Below are 11,268 nucleotides of genomic sequence, written 5' to 3' on the forward strand. Positions count from 1 at the left end.
GGGCGCCCTCAGCGGGCAATGATCAATGGATGCCCGCGCTCCGGATGGTCTTGCACCAGCACGTCCAGGCCAAACACCGCCTTGAGCGGTTCCGGGCGCAGGACGTGCCGGGGCGTGTCCAGGGCCACCGGCCGACCGGACGCGAGCAGTAACAGGCGATCACAGTAACGCGCCGCCAGGTTCAGGTCATGCAGGATCACCAGCACGGCAGCGCCGCGACTGGCGAACTCACGCACCGCCTGGAGGATGGTGTGCTGGTGCAGCGGATCAAGCATCGAGGTCGGCTCGTCCAGCAACAGGGTTTGCCCCGCTTCACCCGGCCACAACTGCGCCAACACCCGCGCCAGGTGCACCCGCTGACGTTCGCCGCCGGACAACGCCAGGTAACTGCGACCGTGCAGATGCGCGGCGTCTGCCGCTTGCAGCGCCAAGGCGACGATTTGCTCGTCGCGCACTCGACCACTCTGGTGCGGCAGGCGCCCCATGCCGACGACCTCCTCGACACGGAAGGCGAAATCCAGGGTCGAGGACTGCGGCAAGACCGCCAGGCGCCGGGCGCGCTCGGCACCCTGCCACTGGGCGAGTGGCCGATCATCGAGCCAGACCTGCCCCTGGGCCGGGCGCAATTCGCCGCACAGGCCCGCCAGCAAAGTACTTTTACCTGCGCCGTTGGGCCCAAGCACTCCGAGTACTTCGCCAGGGTTGAGCGCGAGATCGACGTCCGCCAGCACCGTCTTGCGGCCACGTTGAATGTGCAGGTTCTGCGCTCGCAGCATCAGGAGCGCCCTCGCACCAATAGATAAAGGAAGAACGGCGCGCCGATGAAGGCCGTGACAATGCCGATCGGCAATTCCGCAGGGGCCAGTGCCAGGCGCGCCATCAGATCGGCGAACAACAGCAGGCTTGCGCCCGCCAACACCGAAGCAGGCAGCAACACCCGGTGGTCGGGGCCGGCCACCAGCCGCACCAGATGCGGCACTACCAGCCCGACGAAGCCAATCATGCCCGCAGCCGCCACCGCAGCGCCAACCCCCAAGGCCGTACAAAACACCAGTTCACGCTTGAGGCTTTCGACGTTAACGCCCAGGTGGGCAGCCTCGGACTCCCCCAGCAACAGCGCATTGAGCTCCCGGGCCCGGCGTGGCAGCCAGAGCGCCACGCCGGTGCTGACCAGCAACAGCGGCCACAACCGCGCATAGCTCGCGCCGTTGAGACTGCCCAGGTTCCAGAACGTCAGGGTGCGCAGGGTCGCGTCATCCGCCAGGTAGGTGAACAGACCGACGGCCGAACCGGACAGTGCGGTCAGGGCAATACCGGCCAGGAGCATGGTTGCGACATGGGTCTGGCCGTTGCGTCGTCCGAGACGATAGACCAGCGCCGTAACGCCGAGCCCGCCAAGGAATGCACACAACGAAAGCACGTAGGGGCCAAAGGCTTCGGGCCACCCACCCAGCGCCGAGCCACCGACAATGGCGAACGCGGCGCCCAGCGCCGCACCGCTGGACACGCCCACCAGCCCCGGGTCCGCCAGTGGGTTGCGAAACAGTCCCTGCATCGCCACACCGGACAACGCCAACACTCCGCCCACCGCCAACCCCAGCAAGGTGCGCGGCAAACGGATCTGGCCGAGGATCAGTTCGGCCTGCTCCAGGCCGTCGGCGGCCACCGGCAAGCCCAACAGGCGCAAGGCGGCGCGCAAGGTGTCGAGCAGCGGCAAGCTCACCGGCCCCAGGGCCAGGGACAGCCAGGTTGCCAGCAGACACAGCAGGCCCAGGCCGATGAACAAGGTGCGTGGCTTGATCAACGAGGTCATGGCGCCGTGGCCGACGCAACCGGATAGAAGCCTGCTGTCATCGTCACCAGGCTTTGTGGCAACCGCGGGCCCAATCCGCCTACCAACAGCGTCGACTCGCCCCCCAGCGCACCGACCCACTCCGACACGGCGCCGCCGGCACTGACCCAGCGCTGCGGCAATTGGGCCGCGCTGGCCCCCTGGTTGAGCAACAGTGCGACACAGAGCGCAGCAACGCGGATGTTCAGGCGCATCGGGCAGCTTTCCTCAAAGAAGTTTTTCACAGGACCGGGCATGGCCAAGTATCCTCAGCCACCTGTGAAGAAGGCGCCATTTGATAATTGTGTTCATTTGACCGTCAAGCGTGAACCTTTTGCCACACGAAACCTTGTGGGAGCGAGCTTGCTCGCGATAGCGGCGTGTCAGTCACGGAGATGTTGAATGTGTCGCCTTCATCGCGAGCAAGCTCGCTCCCACAGTTTTTTACCAAGGACACACATGAAGTTTCTCTGTACCGCCGCCCAATTGCCCGACAACGGCAGTCGCGGTTTCGACCTCGATGGACGCAAAGTACTGGCCGTGCGACGCGCCGGCCAGGTGTATGCCTATCTCAACCGCTGCCCGCACCGGGGCGTGCCGCTGGAATGGCAACCCGACCAGTTCCTCGACGCCAGCGCCAGCCTGATCCAGTGCGCCACCCACGGCGCGCTGTTTTTGATCGAGAGCGGCGAATGCGTGGCGGGCCCCTGCGCCGGTCAGTTCCTGGTAGCCCTAGACAGCCGGGAGGACGAGCAAGGCATCTGGATCAAGTTGTAGCGGTTCGAGCAATACCGGCAACGCACGGTCCACCCACATCTGCTCGGGCGTCAGCGTGACCCCGTAGGCCAGCACCTCCACACCCGCCGCCACCGCATCACGCAGGGCAGCGGCGTACACCGGATCGATTTCCTCTGCCGGGCGCACCGCTTCGATGCCGCTCAGGTTCACACAATACAGCTGTACCGCCCGCACACCTTCCCGGGCCAGGCAAGCGAGTTCCCTCAGATGCTTGGCCCCGCGCAGGGTCACCGCATCGGGAAACGCCGCCACATTCGTGCCATCGAACCCCAGCGTGACACTTTTGACTTCGACCCAGGCCGAGCCTCGGTCGTAGTCCAGGCGAAAATCGATACGGCTGTTTTCCACCCCATAAGCCACTTCACGCTTGAGCCCGGTAAACCCGTTCAGTTCACTGATGACCCCGGCGCGCAAGGCTTCTTCGATCAACGCATTGGCCCGCGCGGTATTGATGCAGGCGAGCCGCCCTTGAGGGGTCTCGCCGATTTCCCAGGTGCCGGGCAACTTGCGCTTGGGGTCGCTGGAGCGACTGAACCAGACACGCGCACCTTCAGCCATGCAATTGAGCATCGAGCCGGTGTTAGGGCAGTGAATAGTGAGCAGTTCGCCATGAACGGTTTCGATATCGGCGAGAAAACGCTTGTAACGTCGAATCAAGCGACCTTCTTCCAACGCAGGGGAAAAATGCATCAGCCTTGCCAGCTCCGTAGTCCGCGTTCGATTCGTGCCACCGCTTCCTGTAGCCGCGGCAGGCTCTGGGTGTAGGCGAAACGCACATGATGGCCGGCCTGATGACGACCGAAATCCAGGCCCGGCGTGAAGGCCACGTGTTCGGTTTCCAGGAAGTGCTGGCAGAACGCAAAGGCATCGCCGCCGAACGCACTGATATCGGCGTAGAGGTAAAACGCCCCTTCCGGCTCCACCGCAATACCGAAGCCCAACTCACGCAGTGCCGGCAGTAGAAAGTCACGGCGCCGTGCAAACTCGGCCCGCCGCTGCTCGAAGATCTCGATGGTCGCGGGCTCGAAACAGGCCAGTGCGGCGTACTGGGCCATGCTCGGCGCACTGATGTAGAGGTTTTGCGCGAGCTTTTCCAGCTCGCCGACAGCCGCCGAAGGGGCCACCAGCCAGCCAAGTCGCCAGCCGGTCATGCCGAAATACTTGGAGAAACTGTTAAGGACAAAGGCGTCGTCATCGACTTCCAGCACGCTGGCGGCGTCGGTGCCGTAGGTCAGGCCATGATAGATCTCGTCCACCACCAGATGGCCGTTATGGCCCTTGATGGCCTTGGACAGCCCCGCCAGCTCGTCCCGGGTGAGAATCGTCCCGGTCGGGTTGGCCGGTGAGGCCACCAACGCACCGACGCTGTCCTGGTCCCAATGGCGGTTCACCAGGTCTGGCGTCAATTGGTAACGCACCTCGGGCCCCACCGGCACCAATTGCGCCGCCCCTTCGACCAGGCGCAGGAAATGCCGGTTGCACGGATAACCGGGGTCGGCCAGCAGCCAGTGCTTGCCGGGGTCCACCAGCAAGGCGCTGGCCAGCAACAGCGCGCCAGACCCGCCCGGGGTCACGAGGATGCGCCGCGGGTCAATCTCCACCCCATAACGCTGGCCGTAGAAACCGGCGATGGCCTCGCGCAGTTCTGGAATGCCACGGGCCGCGGTGTAACGGGTCTTGCCCGCCGCCAGCGCGGCCTGGCCGGCCTGGATGATTGGCTCGGCGGTGGTGAAGTCCGGTTCGCCGATCTCCAGGTGGATGACGTCATGCCCGGCGGCCTGCAGTTCGTTGGCACGGGCCAGCAACGCCATCACATGGAAAGGTTCGATGGCGCGGCTGCGCGCACTGTAGGGCTGAGCCATTGGCCTTCCTTCAGGGGGAAAAAGAACCGATTCTACCCAAGTCCGGAACAACTGCGGGAACGAGCGCGAACCCAAAGCGGTCTGAGCCCTCGGATTGCAGGAAATGACTCCCGCGATTGGCCCAGGCTTGACTAGAATCAAGCATTGAGCAGGTTTAAATCCCCACCGAAGCGAACCCGGTCACGTTTTACAAGCCCCGGCCGCCGCAGGCTCGACAACCGGGAGTAGCGCGGCCCGATTTGATCTGGTAAGTTCGCCCGCTTGCAGCCGCAGGGCCGGCAGGTGTCGGTGATGGAGCAATCCTGCGTAGTGGATTACAAGAGTAGAGGCGGTCCATTCATGCCCACCCAAGCAAAGCAAAATCAAAATCAGTCGCTCAGCGGGTTTGAGCCTTACGTCCCGCAAGCTGGCGAAGAGTACATGGGTGCCCCCATGCGCGCGCACTTCACCAAGATCCTGAACAAGTGGAAACAGGACTTGATGCAGGAAGTCGACCGCACCGTGGATCACATGAAAGACGAAGCGGCCAACTTCCCCGACCCGGCCGACCGTGCCAGTCAGGAAGAAGAGTTCAGCCTCGAGCTGCGCGCCCGTGATCGCGAGCGCAAGCTCATCAAGAAAATCGACAAGACCCTGCAACTGATCGAAGACGAAGAATACGGTTGGTGCGAGTCCTGCGGCGTCGAGATCGGCGTCAAGCGACTCGAAGCCCGTCCGACCGCCGACATGTGTGTCGACTGCAAGACCCTGGCGGAAATCAAGGAAAAACAAGTCGGCAAATAATCGCCGGGGCTGTCACCGAAACGGAGCGTTCATACGCTCCGTTTTTTGTTTCCGATGCTTTCAATATCCCTGTGGGAGCGAGCTTGCTCGCGATAGCAGCGGGTCAGCCCGCATTGATGTGACAGGTACACCGCTATCGCGAGCAAGCTCGCTCCCACAGGGGATATGCTTCGGCATCAAGATTTGTATTCCTACCGCCCGGACTCAGTAACATTCGCCCTATGACTGCCACCGCCCCCTACATCGGCCGCTTCGCCCCCACCCCCAGCGGCCACTTGCACTTCGGCTCACTGGTCGCCGCACTGGCGTCGTACCTGGATGCCCGCGCCGTGGGCGGGCGTTGGTTGCTGCGCATGGAAGACCTCGACCCGCCCCGGGAAGAACCGGGCGCGCAAGCGGCGATACTCAAGGCACTGGAAAGCTACGGGTTCGAATGGGACGGCGAGATGGTTCGCCAGAGCGAGCGCCATGACGCCTACGATCAGGTCATCAACCGACTGTTCAGCCAAGGCCTCGCCTACGCCTGCACCTGTTCGCGCAAACAACTGGAAGCGTATCAGGGCATTTATCCGGGGCTGTGCCGCAATGCCGGGCACGGCACCGAGGACGCCGCCATCCGTCTGCGCGTCCCCGAGCTTGAGTACCACTTCACCGACCGGGTCCAGGGCGAGTTCCGCCAGCACCTGGGCCGTGAGGTCGGCGACTTCGTGATCCGCCGCCGCGACGGGCTCTACGCCTATCAATTGGCCGTGGTCCTGGACGATGCCTGGCAAGGCGTGACCGATATCGTGCGCGGCGCCGACCTGCTGGACTCCACGCCGCGCCAGCTCTACCTGCAAGAACTGCTCGGGTTGCCGCAACCGCGTTACCTGCACGTGCCGCTGATCACCCAGCCTGATGGGCACAAGCTCGGTAAATCCTACCGCTCACCGCCCCTGGCGGCCGATCAGGCCACGCCATTGCTGTTACGGGCGTTGCGCGCGCTGGGCCAGCAACCGGGCCTCGAACTGGTCGATGCCAGCCCACGCGAACTGCTGGCTTGGGGCATTCGCCACTGGGATGCAGGCAAGATCCCGCGCACACTGAGCCTGCCCGAAGCGCAAATACGTTGACGGCCCTTGCAGCTTGGCGCCCATCCGTTACCATCGCCGCACGTTTTTTGGGCACGCGCATAAATTAGAGAGGCCGGGATGTATATCTATCGCTTGGTCCTGCTCCTGGTAGTGGGGATTTATCTGTTCTCCCCGGCCATCATGGATTGGTGGATCGATGCCACGGGTGCCTGGTATCGGCCGTATCTGCTCTGGCTGATCCTGATTGTCGTGACCTTCATCCTGCAGAGCCAAAAAGATGCCGATGAGCTTTAGCCTGACCCAGATGGTCCTGATCAGCGCTGCCTACCTGGCAGTGCTGTTCGGCGTAGCCTGGATCAGCGAACGAGGCATGATCCCCCGAGCGATCATCCGCCACCCGCTGACCTACACCCTGTCGCTGGGTGTCTATGCCAGCGCATGGGCGTTCTATGGCACGGTCGGGCTGGCCTACCAGTACGGCTATGGTTTCCTCTCCAGTTACCTGGGGGTGTCAGGGGCGTTCCTGCTGGCGCCGGTGTTGCTCTACCCGATCCTGAAAATCACCCGCACCTACCAACTGTCGTCGCTGGCCGACCTGTTCGCCTTTCGCTTTCGCAGCACCTGGGCCGGCGCGCTGACCACGATCTTCATGCTGATCGGGGTGCTGCCGCTGCTGGCCCTGCAGATCCAGGCCGTGGCCGACTCCATCAGCATCCTGACCCGCGAGCCGGTGCAGCACCGAGTGGCACTGAGCTTCTGCGTACTGATCATCCTGTTCACGATTTTCTTCGGCTCCCGACACATCGCCACGCGGGAAAAACACGAAGGCCTGGTGTTCGCCATCGCTTTCGAATCGGTGATCAAGCTGATTGCCATCGGTGGGGTCGGCCTCTATGCCCTGTATGGCGTGTTCGATGGCCCGCAACAGCTGGAAGTGTGGCTACTGCAGAACCAGACGGCCCTCGCCGCCCTGCACACACCGTTGCAGGAAGGCCCATGGCGCACGCTGTTGCTGGTGTTCTTCGCATCGGCCATCGTGATGCCGCACATGTACCACATGACCTTTACCGAAAACCTCAACCCGCGCTCGCTGGTAAGCGCCAGTTGGGGCCTGCCGCTGTTCCTGCTGCTGATGAGCCTGGCGGTACCGCTGATCCTCTGGGCCGGCTTGAAGCTGGGCGCCAGTACCAATCCGGAATATTTCACCCTGGGCATCGGCATCGCCGCCAACAGCAAGGCCCTGGCGTTGCTGGCGTATGTCGGCGGCCTGTCGGCGGCCAGCGGCTTGATCATCGTCACCACGCTGGCATTGTCGGGCATGGCCCTCAACCACCTGGTGCTGCCGCTCTACCAGCCACCGGCCGAAGGCAATATCTACCGCTGGCTGAAATGGACACGGCGGGCGCTGATCGTCGCGATCATCATGGCCGGCTACGGTTTCTACCTGATGCTGGGTGAGGGACAGGACTTGGCCAACCTGGGCATCGTCGCCTTCGTTGCCACCTTGCAGTTCCTGCCCGGCGTACTGTCGGTGCTGTATTGGCCGACCGCCAACCGCCGCGGCTTCATCGCCGGCCTGCTGGCAGGGATCCTGGTGTGGCTGGTCGCGATGCTGTTGCCGCTGTTGGGCAACCTGCAGGGCTTCTATATTCCGCTGCTGAACATGATCTACGTGCTCGACGACACCAGTTGGCATATGGCGGCCATCGCCTCCCTGGCGGCGAACGTGCTGATGTTCACCCTGATCTCGCTGTTCACCAACGCCAGCAGCGAAGAGGCCAGCGCCGCCGAAGCTTGCGCGGTGGACAATGTCCGCCGCCCGCAGCGTCGCGAACTGCACGCCGCCTCGCCCCAGGAATTCGCCACGCAACTGGCCAAGCCCTTGGGCGCCAAGGCCGCGCAAAAAGAAGTCGAACAGGCCCTGCGCGACCTCTACCTGCCCTTCGATGAACGTCGCCCGTATGCCTTGCGTCGCCTGCGGGACCGGATCGAGGCCAACCTGTCCGGCCTGATGGGCCCCAGCGTGGCCCAGGATATGGTCGAGACGTTCCTGCCCTACAAGGCCGGCGGCGAGAACTACGTCACCGAAGACATCCACTTCATCGAAAGCCGCCTCGAGGATTACCATTCGCGCCTCACGGGCCTTGCCGCCGAACTGGACGCCTTGCGCCGTTACCACCGCCAGACCCTGCAGGAACTGCCGATGGGCGTGTGCTCGCTGGCCAAGGACCAGGAAATCCTGATGTGGAACAAAGCCATGGAAGAGCTCACCGGGATCGCGGCCCAGCGCGTGGTCGGTTCACGCCTGAGCACCCTGGGCGAACCGTGGAAAGGCTTGTTGCAAGGTTTCATCGACCTGCCGGACGAGCACTTGCATAAACAGCACCTGGCCCTCGACGGCCAGACCCGTTGGCTGAACCTGCACAAGGCGGCGATCGACGAGCCGTTGGCACCCGGTAACAGCGGCCTGGTGCTGCTGGTCGAAGACCTGACCGATACCCAGATGCTCGAAGACAAGCTGGTCCACTCCGAACGACTGGCAAGCATCGGCCGGTTGGCCGCCGGGGTGGCCCACGAAATCGGCAACCCGATCACCGGCATCGCCTGCCTGGCGCAGAACCTGCGCGAAGAACGCGAGGACGACGGCGAGCTGACGGAAATCAGCGGCCAGATCCTCGAACAGACCAAGCGCGTATCGCGCATCGTCCAGTCGCTGATGAGCTTCGCCCATGCCGGCGGTCACCAGCACAATGACGAGCCCGTCTGTCTGGCCGAAGTGGCCCAGGATGCCATTGGTCTGCTGGCGCTCAACCGGCGCAATTTCGAAGTGCAATTCTTCAACCTGTGCGATCCGGACCATTGGGTCGACGGCGACCCCCAGCGGCTCGCCCAGGTGTTGATCAACCTGCTATCCAACGCGCGGGACGCCTCACCGGCCGGCAGCGCGGTGCGGGTCAAGAGTGAAGCCTTCGAACACACGGTCGACCTGATCGTCGAAGACGAAGGCAGCGGTATCCCACAGAACATCATGGACCGATTGTTCGAACCTTTCTTCACCACCAAGGATCCTGGCGAAGGCACCGGTCTGGGCCTCGCACTGGTCTATTCCATCGTTGAAGAGCATTATGGACAAATCACCATCGACAGCCCGGCCGATGTACAAAGCCAACGCGGCACCCGTATCCGGGTGACCTTGCCGCGTCATGTCGAAGCGACGTCCGCTGTGAACTGAGACCGTCGAGAGAATCGAATCAATGCCGCACATTTTGATCGTCGAAGACGAAACAATTATCCGCTCCGCCTTGCGCCGCCTGCTGGAACGCAACCAGTACCAGGTCAGCGAAGCCGGTTCAGTGCAGGAAGCACAAGAACGTTTCAGCATTCCAACGTTTGACCTGATCGTCAGCGACCTGCGCCTGCCTGGCGCCCCGGGTACCGAGCTGATCAAGCTCGGCCAGGGCACACCCGTGCTGATCATGACCAGTTACGCCAGCCTGCGCTCGGCGGTCGACTCCATGAAAATGGGTGCGGTGGACTACATCGCCAAACCGTTCGACCACGACGAGATGCTCCAGGCCGTGGCCCGCATCCTGCGTGACCGACAGGCGGCGACCAGCAACCCGGCGGAACCCGTCGGCAAGGCCAGTGCCTCGGCGAAAGCCGGCGCCAGCAACAATAATGGCGAAATTGGCATCATCGGTTCCTGCCCGCCCATGCAGGACCTGTACAGCAAGATCCGCAAAGTGGCGCCGACCGACTCCAATGTCCTGATCCAGGGCGAGTCCGGTACCGGCAAGGAGCTGGTAGCCCGTGCCCTGCACAATCTGTCACGCCGGGCCAAGGCGCCGATGATCTCGGTGAACTGCGCGGCGATCCCGGAGAGCCTGATCGAGTCCGAACTGTTCGGCCACGAGAAAGGTGCGTTCACCGGTGCCAGCGCCGGGCGCGCAGGCTTGGTGGAAGCGGCGGACGGCGGCACGCTGTTCCTCGATGAAATCGGCGAACTGCCACTGGAAGCCCAGGCGCGGTTGCTGCGGGTGCTGCAGGAAGGCGAAATCCGCCGCGTCGGCTCGGTGCAGTCGCAAAAGGTCGATGTGCGCCTGATCGCGGCCACCCACCGTGACCTCAAGAGCCTGGCGAAGATCGGCCAGTTCCGCGAAGACTTGTATTACCGCTTGCACGTGATCGCCTTGAAGCTGCCCGCCCTGCGCGAGCGTGGCGCGGACGTCAATGAAATCGCCCAGGCATTCCTGGCTCGCCAGAGCGCGCGGGTCAACCGCACCGATCTCAAGTTCGCCCCGGACGCCGAACAGGCCATCCGTCATTACGCCTGGCCGGGTAACGTTCGCGAGCTGGAAAACGCGGTTGAGCGGGCGGTGATCCTGTGCGAGAGCCCGGAAATCTCTGCCGAGCTGCTGGGCATCGACATCGAACTGAGCGACCTGGACGACGAAGAGTTCATCGGCCTGGCCCCGCAACAGGGCGGCGCTGCCAACAACACCAGCCACGAGCCCACCGAAGACCTGTCCCTGGAAGACTACTTCCAGCACTTCGTCCTGGAGCACCAGGACCACATGACCGAGACCGAACTGGCACGCAAACTGGGCGTAAGCCGCAAGTGCCTGTGGGAACGTCGCCAGCGCCTGGGGATTCCACGGCGCAAGACCGGTGCGACCAGCGAAAGCTGAGGTGTGGGGGTAACACCGCTGAATGTGAAAAAACTGTTACCTCAGCTTTTTCACGTAACAGAAGCCGGGGTTTACGGTAACGAAACCCCGGCTTTTTTTCGCCCCGAAAAAATGGTTATAACCCTAGAACCCCCGGTTCCGCTGGGCCTCGCAAAAGTTGGCACGCCCCCTGCTATAGCTTTGGTACAAGAACAATAACAAGCAATGCAAAAGACAATAAAAATAAGACGAAT

Annotated in this window: 10 protein-coding genes and 1 pseudogene; 6 read left to right on the plus strand and 5 right to left on the minus strand. The window is 63.1% G+C overall.

The features are described from left to right. Positions 1 to 8: 8 nt before the first annotated feature. The 3 genes and pseudogenes from LOY50_RS24265 to LOY50_RS28995 form a co-directional block, all read right to left on the minus strand. Complete coding sequence (locus tag LOY50_RS24265) at positions 9 to 776, minus strand: heme ABC transporter ATP-binding protein (RefSeq protein WP_258689383.1); 768 nt, start codon at positions 774 to 776, stop codon at positions 9 to 11. Next, a complete protein-coding gene (locus LOY50_RS24270) occupies positions 776 to 1,759 on the minus strand; it encodes an iron ABC transporter permease (protein ID WP_258691272.1) in 984 nt (327 codons plus the stop codon). The genes LOY50_RS24265 and LOY50_RS24270 overlap by 1 nt, the downstream gene beginning before the upstream one ends. 92 nt (positions 1,760 to 1,851) lie before the next feature. Next, positions 1,852 to 2,046, minus strand: a pseudogene (locus tag LOY50_RS28995) (hemin ABC transporter substrate-binding protein); the annotation flags it as partial. A 244-nt stretch (positions 2,047 to 2,290) separates the two neighbouring features. On the opposite strand from LOY50_RS28995, the gene LOY50_RS24280 reads away from it, so the two are divergent. Further along, positions 2,291 to 2,608, plus strand: a complete 318-nt coding sequence (locus tag LOY50_RS24280; protein ID WP_258689386.1) for a Rieske (2Fe-2S) protein — start codon at positions 2,291 to 2,293, stop codon at positions 2,606 to 2,608. On the opposite strand, the gene sfsA is transcribed toward LOY50_RS24280, so the two are convergent. Continuing rightward, positions 2,564 to 3,319, minus strand: a complete 756-nt coding sequence (gene sfsA, locus LOY50_RS24285; RefSeq protein ID WP_214512625.1) for a DNA/RNA nuclease SfsA — start codon at positions 3,317 to 3,319, stop codon at positions 2,564 to 2,566. The two genes, LOY50_RS24280 and sfsA, sit on opposite strands and share 45 nt — an antisense overlap. Continuing rightward, entirely contained in the window at positions 3,319 to 4,491 is a 1,173-nt protein-coding gene (locus LOY50_RS24290) for a pyridoxal phosphate-dependent aminotransferase (protein WP_014340235.1), read from the minus strand. Before LOY50_RS24290 ends, sfsA begins: the two co-directional genes overlap by 1 nt. 339 nt (positions 4,492 to 4,830) lie before the next feature. Here LOY50_RS24290 and dksA point away from each other — a divergent pair, with 339 nt between their 5' ends. The 5 genes from dksA to LOY50_RS24315 all read left to right on the plus strand — a co-directional run bounded on the left by dksA (position 4,831) and on the right by LOY50_RS24315 (position 11,035). After that, entirely contained in the window at positions 4,831 to 5,274 is a 444-nt protein-coding gene (gene dksA, locus LOY50_RS24295) for an RNA polymerase-binding protein DksA (protein WP_047229844.1), read from the plus strand. 221 nt (positions 5,275 to 5,495) lie between these two features. Beyond that, entirely contained in the window at positions 5,496 to 6,386 is an 891-nt protein-coding gene (gene gluQRS / locus LOY50_RS24300) for a tRNA glutamyl-Q(34) synthetase GluQRS (protein WP_253478305.1), read from the plus strand. A 78-nt stretch (positions 6,387 to 6,464) separates the two neighbouring features. Then, on the plus strand, positions 6,465 to 6,641 hold the full coding sequence (locus tag LOY50_RS24305) for a hypothetical protein (protein WP_003176118.1): 177 nt from the start codon (positions 6,465 to 6,467) through the stop codon (positions 6,639 to 6,641). Continuing rightward, positions 6,625 to 9,579 (plus strand): sensor histidine kinase, encoded by a 2,955-nt coding sequence (locus LOY50_RS24310; protein WP_258689387.1) that lies wholly within the window; start codon positions 6,625 to 6,627, stop codon positions 9,577 to 9,579. The genes LOY50_RS24305 and LOY50_RS24310 overlap by 17 nt, the downstream gene beginning before the upstream one ends. 22 nt (positions 9,580 to 9,601) lie before the next feature. Next, the gene (locus tag LOY50_RS24315) at positions 9,602 to 11,035 is read left to right on the plus strand and encodes a sigma-54 dependent transcriptional regulator (protein ID WP_253469432.1); all 1,434 of its coding nucleotides are present in this window, start codon (positions 9,602 to 9,604) and stop codon (positions 11,033 to 11,035) included. Positions 11,036 to 11,268: the final 233 nt, after the last annotated feature.

This window comes from Pseudomonas sp. B21-010 (assembly GCF_024749325.1).
Taxonomy (GTDB): Bacteria; Pseudomonadota; Gammaproteobacteria; order Pseudomonadales; family Pseudomonadaceae; genus Aquipseudomonas; species Aquipseudomonas kilonensis.

Coding starts and splice junctions, on each gene's coding strand:
- LOY50_RS24265 (WP_258689383.1), bottom strand. CDS start 776: ATGCTGCGAGCGCAGAACCTGCACATTCAACGTGGCCGCAAGACGGTG.
- LOY50_RS24280 (WP_258689386.1), top strand. CDS start 2,291: ATGAAGTTTCTCTGTACCGCCGCCCAATTGCCCGACAACGGCAGTCGC.
- sfsA (WP_214512625.1), bottom strand. CDS start 3,319: ATGCATTTTTCCCCTGCGTTGGAAGAAGGTCGCTTGATTCGACGTTAC.
- LOY50_RS24290 (WP_014340235.1), bottom strand. CDS start 4,491: ATGGCTCAGCCCTACAGTGCGCGCAGCCGCGCCATCGAACCTTTCCAT.
- dksA (WP_047229844.1), top strand. CDS start 4,831: ATGCCCACCCAAGCAAAGCAAAATCAAAATCAGTCGCTCAGCGGGTTT.
- gluQRS (WP_253478305.1), top strand. CDS start 5,496: ATGACTGCCACCGCCCCCTACATCGGCCGCTTCGCCCCCACCCCCAGC.
- LOY50_RS24305 (WP_003176118.1), top strand. CDS start 6,465: ATGTATATCTATCGCTTGGTCCTGCTCCTGGTAGTGGGGATTTATCTG.
- LOY50_RS24310 (WP_258689387.1), top strand. CDS start 6,625: ATGCCGATGAGCTTTAGCCTGACCCAGATGGTCCTGATCAGCGCTGCC.
- LOY50_RS24315 (WP_253469432.1), top strand. CDS start 9,602: ATGCCGCACATTTTGATCGTCGAAGACGAAACAATTATCCGCTCCGCC.